Source organism: Aeromonas sp. 102P (genome assembly GCF_051920345.1).
Lineage (GTDB): Bacteria > Pseudomonadota > Gammaproteobacteria > Enterobacterales > Aeromonadaceae > Aeromonas > Aeromonas veronii.
The window spans coordinates 4,056,835-4,074,311 of the sequence record NZ_JBQBCZ010000001.1 but is presented as its reverse complement, the minus strand read 5'-3'; the positions used below and the strand labels follow the sequence as shown (position 1 = coordinate 4,074,311).

Genomic DNA, 17,477 nt, shown 5'->3' with positions numbered 1-17,477 from the left:
TTGGGGGTCGCCCGCAGGCGGCCCATGTCATGCTTGTTCTGGTCGTTGCTCATGTACCGGCACAATGCCCGTACAGGGTCAAACCGACCTAACCCTTTTCCGCCTTGAAGCTGTGCAAGCGATTCATGGCCTTGGTCATATCTTGTTTGAACAGGATGTCGGTGGCGCGCAGGGACTCGTCCAGCGCGGCGTCGATCAGGTTCTGTTCACTGCTGGGGGCCTTGGTCAGGACGAAGCCAGCCACCTGCTCTTTGCTGCCGGGATGGCCGATCCCGAGACGCAGCCGGAAGAAGTTATTGTTGTTGCCCATCTTGGCGATGATGTCCTTGAGGCCGTTATGGCCACCGTGACCACCACCCTGCTTGAACTTGGCGATGCCAGGCGGCAGATCCAGTTCATCATGGGCAACCAGTATCGCTTCCGGTTCAATCTGATAAAAACGCGCCAGTGCGGCCACCGCCTTGCCAGAGAGGTTCATATAGGTGTTCGGGATGAGCAGCCGCACATCCTGCCCCTCGACCAGGATGCGGGCAGTATGGCCGAAGAACTTGGGTTCTTCACGCAGGCTGACATTGTGCCAGCGGGCCAGTTGCTCCACATACCAGGCGCCCGCATTGTGGCGGGTCTTGGCATATTCCGGGCCGGGGTTGCCCAGTCCGACGATCAGTTTGATTTCGCTTGTCACGCTTGATGTCTTCACTCGCAGCTGCCGTGGGCACACTACCCAGGGCAATAGGACGCAATATTCTAGCCGCCGAGTGGCGATCACTCAACCAATGCGCATGTTATGGCGGGATTTGCAGCATTATTGCGGCCAATGGGTGGCTAACGGTGGGCAAACGGGCCTCTTGCAAGAGGCCCGTTTCAGATTGCCGATGGATTGTGCCCGGTTGACTACCGTCGTTATTTGGCACGCAGCAGGGTGACGGTCTCTTCATCCAGTGCGGTCAGGGTGGGACGGGCATCGCGTACATACTCCACGAAAGAGGCTGCATCGGTGCCGCAATCCACGCCGCTGGCTTTGCAATCGAGGGGCTGGCCCGGGGCATAGACGGCGCTCAGCAGCTCGCCGTTTTGTGCCACCTTCAGCACCGGGAAGGCGGTCAGCTTGCCATTGACGCTGGCGATATCGACCCGCTCGCTCTTCTGGCGCTGGGCATTGGCCAGTGCTTGCCAGCCATCGTTGCCGTTGGCGCTGTAGGCGTTCATCACCACCCGATAGCGCTGGCTATCCACCAGATCCTGCCACTCGCCGCTTGCGGTCTTGCGCTGCAATTGGGTCAGGGTGCCCGCTTTGCCTGCGTCGGTCTCCTGGAAGGTGTAACGCAGGTGACCGCCATAGGGGAACTTGCCGGCATGGGCGCTGGCGGGCAGGGTGGCGGTGATGGTCTCGGTCAGCAGGGCGCGTACCTCGGCGCCGGTCAGGGTCAGCACCGAGAGCTGGTTCTTGAACGGCAGCAGGGTGAGGGCACTATCCCCCTCACGCCATTCGCCAGCAGGCAGGTCGGCGCGCACGCCGCCCACCGCAACCAGAGAAAAATCGACCGGGCCGCCGGTCAGGGCTTGCACTGCTGGGGTATTGGCCCAGTAGAACTCCCCTTCGGCAACCAGCGGCGCCACGTCGGAGCCATGGCTGTCGCTGCCGTTGTCACCGGGGCGACGGGCATTTTGCAGCTGCTCGGGGATGGTGCCGATCACCGGGCCGTAGGCTTTCTCCAGCGCCGGTTTGTAGTGGCTGTCGATGATGCCGCGCAGGCGCGGATCTTCATCCACGGTCACCAGATTGGGCTGGTTGTCGACAAACTGGCTCGCCTTTTTGCTGCGGGCGTCGTCGAGCGCCTGCTTGCGCGCCGCATCGGCGAAGAAGTCGCGGCTGGCCAGCAGGCTGTTGTGGCCCTGGCAGTCGGTCACCTGACCCTGGCTGTCAAAGGTCACCTGTGCCAGACCGATGGCCTGGGCGTAGGAGCCCGCCTGCACCACGCAGGTTTTGCCGATGCCATCCGGATTGGTCACCAGCTTGGCGTAATCGCCGGTCTTGCCCCAGCCGATATTACGAAAATCGCCGAGCAGGCTGTGGGAGTGGCCGCCGACGATGGCATCGAGGCCGTTTACCTTGGCGGCCAGCGCCAGATCCCGCTCGTTGCCGATGTGGGTGAGCGCCACGATCTGGTGGATCCCCTTGGCTTGCAGCATATCCACCGTGGCCTGAGCCGAGGCGACCTCCTTGCCAAAGCGCAGTTTGCCGACGTTGGGGGCGATATTACCCATGTCTTCCAGTACCAGACCGATGACGGCGACCAGCTGTTTGCCTTGCGGCAGGTTGTCGAGATCGGTGACCGGGCTCTTCTGGTTGCCGTCAAAGGCGTAGACCACGAAGGGCTTGAGGTTGTCAGCCTTGCTGAGGGCCGGATCGGCCTTGGTGTCGAGGTTGGCGGCCAGCACCGGGAAGTTGACCCCCTCGATGAAGCGGGCCAGCTTCTGGTTATCCAGATCGAACTCGTGGTTGCCCAGCGCCATGGCATCGAGGCCGAACTGGCTCAGCAACTCGGCGTTGGCCATCCCCTCGTTGAGTTTGAAGTAGCCACTGCCCTGCCAGGCATCGCCGCCGTGCAGCAGCAGCAAGGGTTGGTTCTTGGCCAGCGCATCGGCCTGATAGGCTTTCGCCATGGTCAGCAGGCGCGGATAACCGCCAAAGCGGGTATAGAGGGTGTCCGTCTCCCCCTGCTGGGCAAAGATCTGCCCTTTGAGCTCGGCATTGACCGGATCAAACTGGGAGTGGGTGTCGTTCATGTGAGCCAGGGTCAGCACGAAGGGCGGGTTCTCTTTGGCGGGCTGACAGGCGAACAGGGCGGAGGTAAGGGTCGCGAGCAGGAGGGGACGCAAGCAATTCATGGGTAAATCCTTAAGCCTGCCGGGGGCAGGGTCGTACCAGATAGCAGAAAGTTGGAAAGAGAAGGTCCAGAAAGACGAAAACCGCCTGATGGCGGTTTTCGTTATTGCTGAATCTATCAATGCTCAAACATGGCAGAGATGGACTCTTCGTTGCTGATGCGACGAATGGCTTCGGCCAGTACAGTTGACAGCGTCAGCTGCTTGACCTTGCCGACCGCTTTCATCTCCGCAGTGAGCGGGATGGAGTCGGTGATGATCAGTTCATCGATCACGGAGTTCTTGATGTTCTCGACGGCTGAACCGGAGAAGACCGGGTGGGTAGCGTAGGCGAATACACGCTTGGCACCGCGCTCTTTCAGGGCCTCTGCGGCTTTGCACAGGGTGCCGCCGGTGTCGATCATGTCATCAACGATGATGCAGTCGCGGCCGGCAACGTCACCGATCAGGTGCATGACCTGGGAGACGTTCGGGCGGGGACGGCGCTTGTCGATGATGGCGATGTCGGTGTCATCCAGCAGCTTGGCGATGGCGCGGGCACGCACGACGCCACCGATGTCCGGGGAGACAACGACAGGAGACTCGAGGTTCTTGGACTTCATGTCTTCCAGCAGCACCGGGCTACCGAACACGTTGTCTACCGGAACATCGAAGAAACCTTGAATTTGCTCGGCATGCAGGTCAACGGTCAGCACGCGATCCACACCTACGCTGGAGAGGAAGTCAGCGACAACCTTGGCGGTGATGGGTACACGGGCGGAGCGGACGCGACGGTCCTGACGGGCATAACCAAAGTAGGGGATAACGGCAGTGATACGGCCAGCTGAAGCACGACGCAGAGCATCCACCATGACGATCAATTCCATCAAATTGTCGTTGGTCGGGGCACAGGTGGATTGAATGATGAAGATATCGCCACCACGTACATTCTCATTGATCTGTACGCTGATCTCGCCGTCGCTAAAGCGACCTACGGCAGCATTGCCGAGTTTGATAAACAGGCGATCTGCGATCTTCTGGGCTAGTTCCGGCGTTGCGTTACCAGCAAACAGCTTCATGTCAGGCACGGTTTGAAACCTCGGGGTTGCATCCAGTATGTGGGGGAGTCTGAAATCAGACCCTATCGTTTTGGGGCAAACGATTTATCAAGATAACGTACAAGGTGTCTGCTGCCCAATGATTGTGATGATACCGGTAACCCGAATCCGTGGCCGAGTGCAAAACCGGCCACGTTAATCATCATCAATACCGTTCGGTAAAATTGGCTGGGGTACTAGGATTCGAACCTAGGAATGGCGAGATCAAAACCCGCTGCCTTACCGCTTGGCGATACCCCAATCATTTGAACTGTTGCAATGTGGAGAAGAGAGGTGATATGTTCTCGCCCTTGGCGACAAACCCATCAAGTCCCTTCGGCACGCAGGCCAACACTTCCCGAGCAGTCACTTCGTCTTCAAATTGAGCAAAGACGCAGGCTCCTGTGCCCGTCATTCTTGACGGCGCGTATTCTAGCAACCAGCCGAGCGCATTGGCAACCTCGGGGTGGCGCTTTTTCACCAGTGATTCGCAATCGTTTTTCCACTCGCCTTCCAGCAGGTTGTCCAGCGCCATTTTCGGCGTGGCTCTCGGCAGGTCCGGATCCTGGAATACGGCTGCGGTCGCTACATGGCAATCGGGCTTGAGCACCAGATACCAGGCATCGGGCAGTTCGACCGGTTGCAGCCGCTCGCCCACTCCTTCTGCAAAGGCCGCCTTGCCACGGACAAACACCGGCACATCGGCCCCCAGCTGGACGCCAAGCGCTGCCAGTTCATCTTCACTCAAACCCGCTTGCCAGAGGTGGTTAAGCGCTACCAGCGTGGTCGCTGCATCGGACGAACCGCCGCCAATGCCGCCCCCCATGGGCAGCACTTTCTCCAGCCGGATATGGGCACCTTGCGGGCTCGGCAGGGTTGTTTGCAGCAGCCGTGCCGCCCGAATAATCAGATTCTGCTCATCCGGCACCCCGGGAATGGCCGGGCTCAGGGTGAGTGTGTCGCTATTCGGTATCACCTCGAACTCGAGCCAGTCGCTGTGGTTGAGGAAGATAAACAGGGTCTGCAGCTCGTGATAGCCATCGGGACGACGGCCATTGACGTGTAGAAACAGGTTGAGTTTGGCCGGTGCCGGCCAGCGTGTGGAAGCCATTAACGTGCAAGAGTCCATTGGTTGATCTGAAGCTTGAGGCGGCTGTTCTGGCCGGTCATGGTCAGCTGGTGCGGCAGGCGGTAGCCATCCTGATCCCGATAATCGCCATAGACGATCTGCCACTGGCCGTCGCGCACGCTGGCCAGACTGCTGTCGGGGTTGAGTTCAAACTCCGCCTGACCCGGCAGCCCCTTGATCCACTCCGGTAATCCCGCAACCGGAATATTCCAGCCGGTCAGTTGATAGATGAGCGCTTCGGCGTCCTGGCTCTGGTGGCGATTGCCGTCGCTGTCGAGCAGGGTGATCTCCCCCTTGCTGCGGGAGAGCTCCAGAATGCTGGTGCCAATCAGGCTGGTGAGGTTGAGGCGATAATCCTCTCCATCCTGCTGCCAGTTGAGACGAGCGCTGCCCTTTTGCTGTGGCGTGATGATGGCCATCTTGCCGGAGAGCTGCCAATGGGTCAGCTGCTCGAGGCGGGTCCGCTCCTGGTTCCAGTTCACCTGATCACGCTGGGGCTGGGTGGTGGCACAACCGGCCAGCAACAGCAGGCAGGTGAGGGTAAAAATACGTAGCAGCAAGAGACGGCTCCAGAGAGAGGAATTTGCCACAGTATACGGGGCGGCCGTATTGCTTTTAAAGACTTACCCTTTCTCGTACAATTGGCAGCCTTTGCACCCAGCGTATGAAATGATCGTCGCCCACTCATGAGTTTGCTTGCCCTCGGAATCAACCACAACACCGCCAGTGTCGCCTTGCGGGAACGGGTCGCCTTTGGCCCGGACTGCATCGATCGCGCCTTGCGTGAGCTGGTGAGCCAACCCGGTGTCAGCGAGGCGGTGATCGTCTCCACCTGCAACCGGACCGAACTCTATTGCAATCTGGAGGAGGCGCGGCAGGAGCAAGTGCTGCGCTGGCTGCAGCAGTTCCACGGGCTGGACGCTGCCGAACTGGTCACAGCCATCTATCAGCATCACGATGAAGAGGCGGTGCGCCACCTGATGCGTGTAGCGTGCGGGCTCGACTCGCTGGTGCTGGGGGAGCCGCAGATCCTGGGGCAGATCAAGCAATCCTACGCCCATGCCCAGCAGGCGGAGTCGGTGAAGGGGGCGCTGGAGCGGCTGTTCCAGAAATCTTTCTCGGTGGCGAAAAGAGTGCGCACCGATACCGAGATTGGCGCCAGTGCCGTGTCGGTGGCCTTTGCCGCCGTCAGCCTGGGTCGGCGGATCTTCTCCGATCTCTCCCAGACCAAGGTATTGCTGGTCGGGGCGGGGGAGACCATCGAACTGGTGGCCCGTCATCTGCGCGAGCAGAACGTTACCAAGATGATGGTGGCGAACCGCACCCTGCAGCGCGCCCAGACCTTGGCAGCCGAATTTGGCGCCCAGGTGATGACCCTCGAAGAGATCCCCGATTATCTTCACGAAGCGGATATTGTCATCAGCTCGACGGCCAGTCCTTTACCCATCATCGGCAAGGGGATGGTGGAGCGCGCGCTGAAGGCCCGCCGCTTCAAACCCATGTTTCTGGTGGATATTGCCGTGCCGCGCGACATCGAAGCCGAAGTCGATGAGCTTTCCGATGCCTATCTCTACACGGTGGATGATTTGCAGGGGATCATTGAGCAGAACCTCGAAACCCGTAAACGGGCTGCCGCGCAGGCGGAAGTGATCGTGCAGGAAGAGCGCGACGAGTTTATGGGCTGGTATCGTGGCCAGAGCTCGGTCGACCTCATTCGCGATTACCGCCATCAGTCACAGCAAGTGGCTGATGAAGAGTTGCAACGGGCCCTGCTGGCATTGGCGCAGGGTGAGAGTGCCGAACAGGCGCTCAAGGCGATGGCCCATCGCCTCACCAACAAATTGATCCACGCGCCGACCCAGGCGTTGCGCCAGGCTGCCTCCCAGGGGGATCAGAGCGAGCTCTCCCGCTTGCGGCAGGCGCTGGGGTTGTCACAAGAGCCATAATTTTCGGGCAACCTGCCGGTTGTCTCGTCCTCCATTGAGAATGCAAGAGTTATGAATCCGTCACTGATCAGAAAGCTGGAAGGCCTCATCGAGCGCCACGAAGAAGTACAGGCCATGCTCGGCGAGCCGGATGTGGTCTCGGATCAGGATCGCTACCGCGCCCTGACCCGCGAATATGCCCAGCTGGAAGATATCGTTCACGCCTTCCAGCGTTACCGTCAGGCGCAGGATGATCTTGAGACCACCCAGATGATGCTGGAGGAGGAGGATGCCGACCTGCGCGAGATGGCGCAGGAGGAGCTGCCGCTGGCCAAGGCCAATCTGGAGGCGCTGGAGCAGGAGCTGCAACTGATGTTGCTGCCCAAGGATCCCAAGGATGACAACAACTGCTATCTGGAGATCCGCGCCGGTGCCGGTGGCGACGAAGCGGCCATCTTTGCCGGTGACCTGTTCCGCATGTATTCACGGTTTGCCGAGCGTCAGGGCTGGCGCGTCTCCATCGTCAGCTGCAACGATGGTGAATATGGTGGCTACAAGGAGGTGATTGCCAAGATCGACGGCGAGCGCGTCTATGGCCGCCTCAAGTTTGAATCCGGTGGTCACCGGGTACAACGGGTGCCGGAGACCGAATCTCAGGGCCGCGTGCACACCTCCGCCTGTACCGTCGCCGTGCTGCCGGAAGTGCCGGAAGCCGAGCAGATCGAGATCAACCCTTCCGACTTGAAGATCGACACCTTCCGCGCCTCCGGTGCCGGTGGTCAGCACGTCAACAAGACCGACTCGGCCATTCGTATCACCCACCTGCCGACCGGGCTGGTGGTGGAGTGTCAGGACGAGCGCTCCCAGCATAAGAACCGCGCCAAGGCAATGTCGGTGCTCTCCGCCCGCCTGCAAGCGGCCGAGGATGAGCGCCACCGCGCCGCCGAGCAGAGCACCCGCCGCAATCTGGTGGGCTCCGGTGATCGCTCCGAGCGCATTCGTACCTACAACTACCCGCAGGGTCGCCTCTCCGAGCACCGCATCAACCTGACCCTCTATCGCCTCTCCGAAATTTTGGAAGGGGATCTGGACTGCGTTATCACCCCGCTGGTGCAGGAGTATCAGGCCGATCAGCTCGCCTCGCTGGCCGAGAACAACTGATGCAAATGGTGATCCGGCAAGCTCGCATTAAGTGTGGTGCCCGTAAGGTGGAGTGGCACTGATGCAGATCCAGCAGGCCCGCGCCCATATCATGAATGTGCTGGCTGAGGGGGAGTCCCCCGCGCCGATGCCGATGTACTGCTCTGTCATCTGCTCGATTGTCGGCGCAGCTATCTGATGACCTGGCCCGAGCGTGAGCTGGATGCCGCCCAGCAGGCCACCCTGCAGACGTGGCTGGCTCGTCGTCTCAACGGCGAACCCATCGCCCATCTCGTTGGCGAGCGGGAGTTCTGGTCGCTGCCCCTCAAGGTGAGCCCGGCGACCCTGATCCCGCGCCCCGATACCGAGGTGCTGGTCGAGCAGGCGCTGACCAAAATCCCGCAAGGTCCTTGCGCAGTGCTGGATCTCGGCACCGGCACCGGCGCCATCGCGCTGGCGATCAAGTCCGAGCGGCCCGAGGTCGATGTGTGGGCGGTGGATCGGATGGCCGATGCCGCGGCGCTGGCTCGCGAGAACAGTGCCGCGCTGGGATTGCCCATCGAGGTGCGCGACGGCTGCTGGTTCGAGCCCCTTGGCGAGCCGGATCGCGACCAAACACCACGATTTGCGGTGATTGTCTCCAATCCCCCCTATATTGATGGCGCCGATCCCCATCTCGAGCAGGGTGATGTGCGTTTTGAACCCCGCTCGGCGCTGGTTGCCGATGACGCCGGGCTGGCCGATATCCGCCACATCGTGGCCCATGCCCCCGCTTATCTGTTGCCTGACGGCTGGTTGCTGCTGGAACATGGCTGGGATCAGGGGGTGGCGGTGCGTCAGTTGCTGCGCGATGGCGGTTACCGCGAGGTAGCCACGGTGCGTGATTACGGGGATAACGACAGGGTGACGCTGGGCCTCTGCCCGCTGCGCTGACGGTTCCTCACTGTTAATCGGCGGGTTGCCTGTGCGCCCCCATGCAAGGATTGAATATGGTTTTTGTGCTCAAACACCTGCACCTCACCCTGATTGCCGGGGCCGTGCTGATGTTTATGCTCCGCTTCTACTGGGTACAGACCGCCACTGGCCGAGCCTATAGCGCGCCGGTGATGAAGGTCAGCGGCTGGCTCAACGGTCTGGTGGTGCTCTCCGGCGTATTGCTCTGCATGGTGCTGGATCTCAACCCGTTCAATAACGGAACGCCCTGGCTCAGCGAGAAGCTGATGGCCATTCTGGTGCTGGTATTTCTGGCGGCGATGGCGCTGCGGTTGGCCAAAAGCAATCTGGTGCGCTGGTGCTCCTTTCTGGGGGCGCTCGGCTGGATCTACTTTATTGCCAAGTTGGCAGTGCTCAAACAGACGAGTGTGTTCGGCTAAGGCATGAAGAGAATGTTACACATAGACGAATGGACCGATTTCGAAGCCCACGACATCACCGAGCTGGCGTTGTCAGTCAGTGACGAAATTTATGGCTCGGTCGAGGAGGGGATGCGCGAGTTGAACCTGCTGGACGAGTGGCTGGATGAGCAGATCGAAGAGGGCACCTGCGACGAGGTGCGCCAGCAGTTGCTGCAAGGCTTCTACCACAGCCTCGGTTTTCATGGCGACTGGCAGGACTATTTCTCTGCCAACAACTGTGACCTCAATCAGGTGCTGGTGCAGCGCAAGGGGATCCCGGTCAGCCTCGGCATTCTCATTATCCAGCTGGGGCGCAAGCTCGGGCTCGATGTAGAGGGGATCTGCTTCCCCGGTCACTTCCTGGTGAGCTTTGCCGGTGGCGAGGGGGAGGTCTATGTCGACCCCTTTACCGGCGACGAGCTGAGTCTGGCCCGCATCGAGCTGCTGCTGCGCGGTGCGTTGGGGGACTTGGCGACCCTCACTCCCGACTACCTGCAGCCCTCCGGCCAGTGGGAGATCATCGAACGGCTGCTCAACGTCAGCAAGGGGGCCCTGCTGCGGGAAGATCGCATGCCCGAGGCGCTACGTTGCAGCGAGCTGTTGCTGCGGATGAAGCCCGGCGATCCGCTGGAGACGCGGGATCGTGGCTTTATCTACGAGCAGCTCGATTGCCCGCGCCAGGCAGCCGACGATTTTGAATATTTTATTGAACAATGCCCGGACGATCCGGTCGCCGATGTGCTGAAAGTACAGCTGGCCGCGCTGGATCTGAGCCCCAAGCCCCTCCATTAAGGGCGGCTTGAAACTGAAACAGAAGAATATCAAGGCCGCTGCGTCCGGTCGCAACGGAGTAACTAGGCTTCAGGCCCTTTTATTAAGGATGTCTTAGATGGAACAGAAGAATATCAAGATCAACCAGATCGACGTTGCCAACGACAAACCGTTCGTGCTGTTTGGCGGCATGAACGTGCTGGAATCCCGCGACATGGCGATGGCGGTGTGCGAGAAGTACGTGGAAGTGACCAGCAAGCTGGGCATCCCGTTTGTCTTCAAGGCTAGCTGGGACAAGGCCAACCGCTCCTCCATCCACTCCTACCGCGGTCCGGGTCTGGAAGAGGGGATGAAGATTTTCCAGGAGCTGAAAGCGACCTTCGGCATGCCGGTCATCTCCGATCTGCACGAACCCCATCAGGCCAAGCCGGTCGCTGAGGTGGTTGATGTTATCCAGCTGCCCGCTTTCCTGGCACGCCAGACTGATCTGGTGGAAGCCATGGCCCGCACTGGCAACGTCATCAACATCAAGAAGCCGCAGTTCCTGAGCCCAAGCCAGATGAAGAACATCACCGACAAGTTCGAGGAGTGCGGCAACGATCAGCTGATCCTGTGCGAGCGCGGTGCCAATTTCGGCTACGACAACCTGGTGGTGGACATGCTGGGTCTGGGCGTGATGAAGAAGAGCACCGGTGGCTATCCGGTGATCTTTGACGTGACCCACTCCCTGCAGTGCCGTGATCCGCTGGGGGCGGCCTCCGGTGGTCGTCGCGAGCAGGTGACCGAGCTGGCGCGCGCCGGTATGGCAGTCGGTCTGGCCGGTCTCTTTATCGAATCCCACCCGGATCCGAAGATTGCCCGTTGTGATGGCCCGAGCGCCCTGCCGCTGGAGAAGCTGGAAGGCTTCCTCAAACAGATGAAGGCCATCGATGACCTGATCAAGGGCTTCGAACCTCTCGATACCTCGGCCTGATCCCGACGCTGTCATGCCTGATGAAAATGCCCCGCAATGCGGGGTATTTTTATATCTGCCATATCTAGTTGAAGACTCAAATTAATCTACGAGCAAACAATTGTCGGTTGCTGTGGTGTTAATGGTGTTAATTTTGTTGTGTGATTAATGTCTCTTAATTGTTTTTTATTACATGTAAAGTGGTCCCCGTAGTAATGCAGAAACAGCATGGATCGGGTGAGGTACGCAGATATCTCGTCCGGCTATCTGCATGTTTATTGCTGCCATAACAATGTGCAATTAAATTAACAGGACGTTAATAATGCGAAAGAAACTATTTAGCAGCCTCTATTTTCAGGTATTGCTCGCGATTACCCTCGGGGTATTTCTGGGGCATGTCTATCCGGAACTGGGCGCCGATATGAAGCCCCTCGGTGATGGCTTCGTCAAATTGATCAAGATGATCATCGCCCCCGTTATTTTCTGTACCGTGGTTACCGGTATTGCCGGGATGGAGAGTATGAAGGCGGTCGGCAAGACCGGCGCCATTGCTCTGCTCTACTTCGAGGTGGTCAGCACCATCGCCTTGATCATCGGGCTGTGTGTGGTCAACCTGCTGCAACCGGGTGCCGGTATGAACGTCGATCCGGCTGCGCTGGATGCCAGCGCCATCTCCGCCTATGCGGAGCAGGCCAAATCCCAGGGCATTATCGCCTTTTTGCTGGATATTATTCCGGGCAGTGTGATCGGTGCCTTTGCCAGCGGTAATATCTTGCAGGTGTTACTGTTTGCTGTGCTGTTCGGCTTCTCCCTGCATCATATCGGTGAAAAGGGACAGGTTATTTTCGGCGTCATCGACAGTTTCTCCAAAGTCATATTTGGCATTATCAATATGATAATGAGACTGGCGCCGGTCGGTGCATTCGGGGCAATGGCATTTACCATCGGCAAATATGGAGTAGGTTCACTGGTACAGCTGGGCCAGCTTATTGCCTGCTTCTATCTCACCTGCCTCTTCTTTATCTTCATTGTGCTGGGCAGCATCGCCAAAGCCTCAGGCTTCAGCATCCTGCGTTTCATCTCCTACATTCGCGAGGAGCTGCTGATCGTGCTGGGGACCTCCTCTTCCGAGTCGGTACTGCCGCGGATGCTGGACAAGATGGAGAAGCTGGGTTGCCAGAAATCGGTGGTGGGGCTGGTCATTCCGACCGGGTACTCCTTTAACCTGGATGGCACCTCCATCTATCTGACCATGGCGGCGATTTTTATCGCCCAGGCTACCAATACGCCGCTGGATCTGTTCCAACAAATCACCCTGCTGGTGGTACTGCTGATCTCCTCGAAAGGGGGGGCAGGGGTGACTGGTAGTGGCTTTATCGTGCTGGCGGCAACTATTTCGGCGGTGGGCCATCTGCCACTGGCTGGTTTGGCGCTGATCTTGGGGATCGACCGTTTTATGTCCGAAGCGCGGGCGTTGACCAACCTGATCGGTAACGGGGTTGCCACCGTGGTGGTCGCCAAATACTGCAAGCAGCTGGACGAGAAGAAAATGGATGCAGTGCTCGGCGGCAAGGTCGGGCAACTGGAAGCGGACAGGGCGTAAGCGCTGTTTCCCCCGCACGACCGCGTTGGCTGGTGTGGGGGCAATAAAAAAACGGCCAATCGGCCGTTTTTTTGTGCTGATACCACGAGAATCAGCTCATCACTGCAGGGCGCTGATTACAGGCTCTGGGTGAAAGTACGGGTAACCACGTCACGCTGCTGTTCCGGGGTCAGGGCGTTGAAACGCACTGCGTAGCCAGATACACGGATGGTCAGCTGCGGGTATTTCTCCGGGTTTTCGATAGCATCTTCCAGAGTTTCGCGACGCAGCACGTTGACGTTCAGGTGCTGGCCACCTTCAACAGCAGGTTCAGCCTGAACCGGCAGTTCGCGGTATTCGAACTGACCCAAGTCAGCCAGTTGCACTTCTTGATCGGCAGCGAAAGCATCGCCTTTGACGCAGATGCAGCGAGCTTGTTGCTTCTCTTCGTCCAGCAGCCAGAAAGAGTTCAGCAGAGCGGTGTTGGCGGCCTGGGTGATTTGAATGCCTTTGATCATGGTATGACTCCTCAATGGGAACGCGAATCCAACTGTAAGGAAATTACCCTGATGTATTTAAGCTACCGTCGATGGCGATGACTTAAAGGGCCCTTGCCTTACACCTTTTCTTTGATGGGGTCATATATACCACGGTGGTAATATTACCAAAATTGATCTAGATCAAGAAAACCAGACAAAACGCCATTTCAATGGGATTAAATTCTTGAGTTGAATCAAAAATAGGTCATTTTCCTGATTTTGTAAGATATCCAAATTATGCATCTTTTATCTCGTCAATCTAGTAATTTAACTACATCTTTTCGGCTTTTTTCTGAGGTTAATTGAGGGGTTGGCTACACTCAGCAAAAAAAGCGAGGAGAGTGCCGGGTGAATAATGGGTGGCGAAAGTGGGCATGGCTGGCCCTGTTCTGTTGCTGGGCAAGCAGTGTTGCGGTACCGGCAGAGACGGTGCGTATTGCTGTAGGCGAGTGGCCACCTTATATCAGTGAGGTGCTGCCCAATCAGGGCTTTCTCTGTGAGGTGGTGCGCTAGGCCTTTGCTGAAGAGGGGCTCGATGTAAGCTTTCACTTCTATCTCTTGGGCCGAGGCTTACCGACTGACTCTGGAGGGGCGCTATGTGGTCACTATGCCCTGGTTTCGCTCCCGCGAGCGGGAGCAGCTTTTCTATCTCTCCGCCTCGCTCGGCCATTTCACCACTCGCCTGATGACGCTGACCGGTACACCCGTGGTCAATCTGGGGGAGCTGAAACACGAGCCGGTCGGGGTGACCCGTGGTTATTTCTATGGCGATGGTTTTGCCGCCCGCCAAGCCGGGCTCACCCTCGAGTGGTCAGATTCTGATGAAGAAAGCATGGGCAAGCTGCTTGACGGGCGGAGCCACTATCTGGTGATGGATGAGCTGGTGGCACAGACTCTGTTCCAGCAGGCGCTCGTTCGTCATCCCCAATCGCTGTCACTGACTGGTGCCGCCGACCCCATCTGGTCGCAACCGGGATACCTGCTGATGCGCAAGGTCGATCCCGAGGCGCGCCGTCTGATGCTGCTGTTCAATACCGGCCTGCGCAAGCTGGAGCGCTCTGGGCGCCTAGCCAGGCTCTGGAAAGCGTGAGCCACGGTTGCGTCTTGCGGGCTGGCCCCCTATCCTGAGCCCTTCGCCGTATCAAGTGAGGAGGCCGGGGTGCTGACCTGGAGTGATGTGATTGGCTCTGAGAAAGAGCAGGACTATTTCAAGAGTACGCTGGCAACTGTCAGAGCCGAGCGGGAAGCGGGCAAGGTGATCTACCCGCCAGCTACCGATGTGTTCAATGCCTTCAAGCTGACCGAGCTGGATCAGGTCAAGGTGGTTATCCTGGGGCAGGATCCCTACCACGGCCCCAATCAGGCGCACGGTCTCTGTTTCTCCGTTCTGCCCGGCGTGCGTACGCCTCCCTCACTGGTCAACATCTATAAAGAGATGCAGCGTGACCTGCCAGGTTTCGTCACACCCAATCACGGCTTTCTCGAATCCTGGGCCAAACAAGGAGTCTTGCTGCTCAACACTGTTCTGACGGTGCAGGCCGGTCAGGCCCATTCCCACGCCCATCTGGGATGGGAGACCTTTACCGATCGGGTCATCGAGCAGATCAATGCCAGTTGTCAGGGTGTGGTGTTCCTGCTGTGGGGTGCCCACGCCCAGAAGAAGGGACGTTTCATCGACCGCCAGCGCCACTATGTGCTGACCGCGCCGCACCCGAGCCCCCTCTCTGCCCACCGCGGTTTCATCGGTTGCGGTCACTTTAGTGAGACCAATCGCTTGCTGGAACAACAGGGTAAGAGTCCGATAGAGTGGAAATCTGTCTGCATCCCACTTGATTGAGTGCAAAGTTCGGGCGACAAATGACCGTATACTCAGGGACATAAGATTAATTCAGAGCCAAGGAGTGCCCATGTTATCCAGTCTGCACAAGGACCATCTCAACATCGCCCGACTTTTGGAGCTGCTCAAGCACAAGCTGGCAGCCATCCGTGCCGAAGAGCCCATCAGCTATTTTCTGGTGCGCGATGTCATCGACTACCTGCGGGAGGTCTCTGACAAGTACCACCATCCCAAGGAAGACCTCATCTATGACTACTACCTGAAATATCGGGTGGTGGAGGGTGAGGTCGCCAACCGCCTGCAGGAGGAGCACGTCAAGCTGCTGGAGGCCGGGGCCGATCTCAAGGAAATGGTGGAGATGATCCTGATGGATGCTGTGATCCCCCTCGATCAGTTCACCACCAAGCTGGAGCGCTTCGTGGAGCTGCAAGAGGCACACATGAACTATGAAGAGGGGGTGATCTTCCCCCATCTGCGTGACTCCCTGACCGAGGATGACTGGCGTCATCTGGAGCAAAACTGGCAGAACCGCGCCATTGGCGACCCCCTGTTCGGGGCCGAGGTGAGCCAGCACTTCCAGGCACTGGCCAAACGCCTCTCTTTGCCGCTCACGACCGGCTAAGACGAGCCCGTACCTGCCGTGTGGCGGGTATTGTGTGAGTGCAACTTGAGTGAAAACAGAAAGGCCTCCATCCGGAGGCCTTTTGCATTATGGATGTTGCCATCCATTGCGCAGCCCAAGGATATACAACTGCTGGCAGCAACTCTCTTCGGAGAAGTTACTTATCGACTATCTGGCGTGACTGAGCAGGGTGGATGGGCAGGTGTGCAGGTATTGGTGGGGCGTCAGGCCGAACTCCTGTTTGAAGCGGGCGGCAAAGCGGCTGGGGGAGTCATAACCGCAGGCGAGGGCGACCTCCAGCGGGGTCAGGCCCTGTTGCAACAGGTTGAGGGCGTGACTCATGCGCACCTGAGCCAGCAACTGGCGAAAGCTGCGACCTTCGGCGGCCAGCTTGCGCACCATGGAGGCGCGGCTCATGGAAAAGTGGGGGGCCACTGCCTCCAGGGTGTGGTCGATGCCGGGTTCCACCGCCAGGTAGCGGGCCAGCCGCTCTGCGAGGGTCATGGTGCTGGCGGGAAAGAGCAACCCGAGGGCGTTGGCGGCCCGCAGCTCGGCATAGAAGCCGCGCAGCAGTTCGGCCTGGGTTGCTTCGCTCAGTCCCCGTTCGGCCATGGTGCTGATGAGCTCAAAGCAGAAGGCGAGCCCGGGGGTGATCTTGACGGCAGGTTCCTCCAGATCGGCGTGGGAAGGGGCTGACTCGGCCAGCCATTCTGGTGGCGGCGGAGTGAGCAGCGTGATGGCGTGGGAGCGAAACTTGCCCTGCTCCGGCTGATTGATGAAGGTGAGCTGGTGGCCTGCCGGGATCAGCAGCCAGCGCACCCTGTCAAACGACAGACGCCGCTCGCGCCACCACAGTTGCTTGCTCCCCTGGGTGACCCAGATGAGGGTTGGGGCGTAGATGAGCACCCGGTGCAGGGGCTGCTGGCGGATCCCGAGATAGTGGCTCTGTTGCAGCAGGGGAGTGCTCATCCGGTTGGCTCCTAGGGGGTGACGAAGGTGGCGGTCAGGGTGGCTTTGCCGAGCGCCATGCTGTTGAGCATGTAGCCTACCATAGCGGGCGGGGTATCAGCCTTCACCTCGAGATCATGGGGCAGGGCCCAGGCGGTGAACTGATAGCGGTGCATGCCGTGACCAGCGGGCGGGCAGGGGCCGCCGTAACCCTGGCTGCCAAAGTCGGTGCGGACCTCCAATCCCTGCTTGAGCTTGCCGGAGGCATTGCTGGCCAGCTCGCTCTGGGTGGCAGGCAGGTTAACCACCAGCCAGTGCCACCAACCGCTGCCGGTAGGGGCATCGGGGTCATAGGCGGTGATGGCAACACTCTTGGTGCCTGCCGGCAGATCCTGCCAGCTAAGTTGGGGCGAGTGGTTGTCGCCGCTGCAGCCAAAGCCGTTGAAGCTGAACTGTTTGTCCATCAACTGGCCTTCGTGAATGTCCGTGCTCTTCAGGGTCATGGCAAAGGCCGGCATGGCCGTCAGGCAGAGCAGTGGCAACAGGGCACTCTGTTTGAGCAATTTCATCGGGTGACTCCTCGTGTGGTAACGGGTTCACTTTAACGAGGGTGGGACAGGATTTTGTTGCAGAACGACTCAAGATGAGGTCGATTGGTGAGTTAATTGAGCCT

General features: G+C 59.0%; 16 protein-coding genes, 1 tRNA gene and 2 pseudogenes. 10 read left to right on the top strand and 9 right to left on the bottom strand.

Features of this window, described 5'->3' with window-relative positions; genetic code table 11:
- Positions 1 to 88: 88 nt before the first annotated feature.
- The 6 genes and pseudogenes from pth to lolB all read right to left on the bottom strand — a co-directional run bounded on the left by pth (position 89) and on the right by lolB (position 5,654).
- Complete coding sequence (gene pth / locus ACTG1K_RS19095; protein ID WP_058059203.1) at positions 89 to 685, bottom strand: aminoacyl-tRNA hydrolase; 597 nt, start codon at positions 683 to 685, stop codon at positions 89 to 91.
- Between the two features lie 218 nt (positions 686 to 903).
- Positions 904 to 2,892, bottom strand: coding sequence for a bifunctional metallophosphatase/5'-nucleotidase (locus ACTG1K_RS19090; protein ID WP_440006383.1), 1,989 nt, complete (start codon positions 2,890 to 2,892; stop codon positions 904 to 906).
- A gap of 116 nt (positions 2,893 to 3,008) precedes the next feature.
- Complete coding sequence (locus ACTG1K_RS19085; RefSeq protein WP_005343846.1) at positions 3,009 to 3,956, bottom strand: ribose-phosphate pyrophosphokinase; 948 nt, start codon at positions 3,954 to 3,956, stop codon at positions 3,009 to 3,011.
- A 195-nt stretch (positions 3,957 to 4,151) separates the two neighbouring features.
- Positions 4,152 to 4,226 (bottom strand) — tRNA-Gln (locus ACTG1K_RS19080).
- A pseudogene (gene ispE, locus ACTG1K_RS19075) lies at positions 4,206 to 5,076 on the bottom strand (4-(cytidine 5'-diphospho)-2-C-methyl-D-erythritol kinase). Before ispE ends, ACTG1K_RS19080 begins: the two are co-directional and overlap by 21 nt.
- Positions 5,076 to 5,654, bottom strand: a complete 579-nt coding sequence (gene lolB / locus ACTG1K_RS19070) for a lipoprotein insertase outer membrane protein LolB (RefSeq protein ID WP_005353907.1) — start codon at positions 5,652 to 5,654, stop codon at positions 5,076 to 5,078. Before lolB ends, ispE begins: the two are co-directional and overlap by 1 nt.
- Before the next feature lie 126 nt (positions 5,655 to 5,780).
- Between lolB and hemA the strand changes: the two genes are divergently transcribed.
- The 7 genes and pseudogenes from hemA to ACTG1K_RS19035 all read left to right on the top strand — a co-directional run bounded on the left by hemA (position 5,781) and on the right by ACTG1K_RS19035 (position 12,879).
- Positions 5,781 to 7,040: a glutamyl-tRNA reductase gene (gene hemA, locus ACTG1K_RS19065; protein ID WP_139476479.1), complete on the top strand. Its 1,260-nt coding sequence runs from the start codon at positions 5,781 to 5,783 to the stop codon at positions 7,038 to 7,040.
- A 51-nt stretch (positions 7,041 to 7,091) separates the two neighbouring features.
- Entirely contained in the window at positions 7,092 to 8,180 is a 1,089-nt protein-coding gene (gene prfA / locus ACTG1K_RS19060; RefSeq protein ID WP_042061304.1) for a peptide chain release factor 1, read from the top strand.
- A 61-nt stretch (positions 8,181 to 8,241) separates the two neighbouring features.
- Positions 8,242 to 9,092, top strand: a pseudogene (gene prmC, locus ACTG1K_RS19055) (peptide chain release factor N(5)-glutamine methyltransferase).
- 56 nt (positions 9,093 to 9,148) lie between these two features.
- Positions 9,149 to 9,532 carry a SirB2 family protein gene (locus ACTG1K_RS19050; RefSeq protein WP_021229819.1) on the top strand — a complete coding sequence of 128 codons (384 nt, stop codon included), beginning with the start codon at positions 9,149 to 9,151 and terminating at the stop codon, positions 9,530 to 9,532.
- A gap of 12 nt (positions 9,533 to 9,544) precedes the next feature.
- On the top strand, positions 9,545 to 10,345 hold the full coding sequence (locus ACTG1K_RS19045) for a SirB1 family protein (protein WP_005334938.1): 801 nt from the start codon (positions 9,545 to 9,547) through the stop codon (positions 10,343 to 10,345).
- Between the two features lie 97 nt (positions 10,346 to 10,442).
- Positions 10,443 to 11,297 (top strand): 3-deoxy-8-phosphooctulonate synthase, encoded by an 855-nt coding sequence (gene kdsA / locus ACTG1K_RS19040; protein WP_005334937.1) that lies wholly within the window; start codon positions 10,443 to 10,445, stop codon positions 11,295 to 11,297.
- Positions 11,298 to 11,598: 301 nt separating this feature from the next.
- Entirely contained in the window at positions 11,599 to 12,879 is a 1,281-nt protein-coding gene (locus ACTG1K_RS19035) for a dicarboxylate/amino acid:cation symporter (protein ID WP_440006381.1), read from the top strand.
- 116 nt (positions 12,880 to 12,995) lie between these two features.
- Here ACTG1K_RS19035 and grcA read toward each other — a convergent pair whose 3' ends face one another.
- Positions 12,996 to 13,376: an autonomous glycyl radical cofactor GrcA gene (gene grcA, locus ACTG1K_RS19030; RefSeq protein ID WP_005334936.1), complete on the bottom strand. Its 381-nt coding sequence runs from the start codon at positions 13,374 to 13,376 to the stop codon at positions 12,996 to 12,998.
- 619 nt (positions 13,377 to 13,995) lie between these two features.
- On the opposite strand from grcA, the gene ACTG1K_RS19025 reads away from it, so the two are divergent.
- The 3 genes from ACTG1K_RS19025 to ACTG1K_RS19015 all read left to right on the top strand — a co-directional run bounded on the left by ACTG1K_RS19025 (position 13,996) and on the right by ACTG1K_RS19015 (position 15,856).
- A complete protein-coding gene (locus ACTG1K_RS19025; protein WP_440006379.1) occupies positions 13,996 to 14,487 on the top strand; it encodes a substrate-binding periplasmic protein in 492 nt (163 codons plus the stop codon).
- A gap of 69 nt (positions 14,488 to 14,556) precedes the next feature.
- Complete coding sequence (ung, locus tag ACTG1K_RS19020; protein ID WP_005353881.1) at positions 14,557 to 15,234, top strand: uracil-DNA glycosylase; 678 nt, start codon at positions 14,557 to 14,559, stop codon at positions 15,232 to 15,234.
- 70 nt (positions 15,235 to 15,304) lie between these two features.
- Positions 15,305 to 15,856 carry a hemerythrin domain-containing protein gene (locus ACTG1K_RS19015; RefSeq protein ID WP_005353878.1) on the top strand — a complete coding sequence of 184 codons (552 nt, stop codon included), beginning with the start codon at positions 15,305 to 15,307 and terminating at the stop codon, positions 15,854 to 15,856.
- Between the two features lie 168 nt (positions 15,857 to 16,024).
- Here the strand turns inward: ACTG1K_RS19015 and ACTG1K_RS19010 are convergent, their stop codons facing one another.
- Positions 16,025 to 16,825, bottom strand: coding sequence for a helix-turn-helix transcriptional regulator (locus ACTG1K_RS19010; protein ID WP_323928280.1), 801 nt, complete (start codon positions 16,823 to 16,825; stop codon positions 16,025 to 16,027).
- Positions 16,826 to 16,836: 11 nt separating this feature from the next.
- Positions 16,837 to 17,373 carry a YbhB/YbcL family Raf kinase inhibitor-like protein gene (locus tag ACTG1K_RS19005; RefSeq protein ID WP_181223863.1) on the bottom strand — a complete coding sequence of 179 codons (537 nt, stop codon included), beginning with the start codon at positions 17,371 to 17,373 and terminating at the stop codon, positions 16,837 to 16,839.
- Between the last annotated feature and the right edge of the window lie 104 nt (positions 17,374 to 17,477).

Excerpts from the sequence above, each read along its gene's own strand:
- ACTG1K_RS19090 (WP_440006383.1), bottom strand. The coding sequence starts at position 2,892 with ATGAATTGCTTGCGTCCCCTCCTGCTCGCGACCCTTACCTCCGCCCTG.
- hemA (WP_139476479.1), top strand. The coding sequence starts at position 5,781 with ATGAGTTTGCTTGCCCTCGGAATCAACCACAACACCGCCAGTGTCGCC.
- prfA (WP_042061304.1), top strand. The coding sequence starts at position 7,092 with ATGAATCCGTCACTGATCAGAAAGCTGGAAGGCCTCATCGAGCGCCAC.
- ACTG1K_RS19050 (WP_021229819.1), top strand. The coding sequence starts at position 9,149 with ATGGTTTTTGTGCTCAAACACCTGCACCTCACCCTGATTGCCGGGGCC.
- ACTG1K_RS19045 (WP_005334938.1), top strand. The coding sequence starts at position 9,545 with ATGTTACACATAGACGAATGGACCGATTTCGAAGCCCACGACATCACC.
- kdsA (WP_005334937.1), top strand. The coding sequence starts at position 10,443 with ATGGAACAGAAGAATATCAAGATCAACCAGATCGACGTTGCCAACGAC.
- ACTG1K_RS19035 (WP_440006381.1), top strand. The coding sequence starts at position 11,599 with ATGCGAAAGAAACTATTTAGCAGCCTCTATTTTCAGGTATTGCTCGCG.
- grcA (WP_005334936.1), bottom strand. The coding sequence starts at position 13,376 with ATGATCAAAGGCATTCAAATCACCCAGGCCGCCAACACCGCTCTGCTG.
- ACTG1K_RS19015 (WP_005353878.1), top strand. The coding sequence starts at position 15,305 with ATGTTATCCAGTCTGCACAAGGACCATCTCAACATCGCCCGACTTTTG.
- ACTG1K_RS19010 (WP_323928280.1), bottom strand. The coding sequence starts at position 16,825 with ATGAGCACTCCCCTGCTGCAACAGAGCCACTATCTCGGGATCCGCCAG.
- ACTG1K_RS19005 (WP_181223863.1), bottom strand. The coding sequence starts at position 17,373 with ATGAAATTGCTCAAACAGAGTGCCCTGTTGCCACTGCTCTGCCTGACG.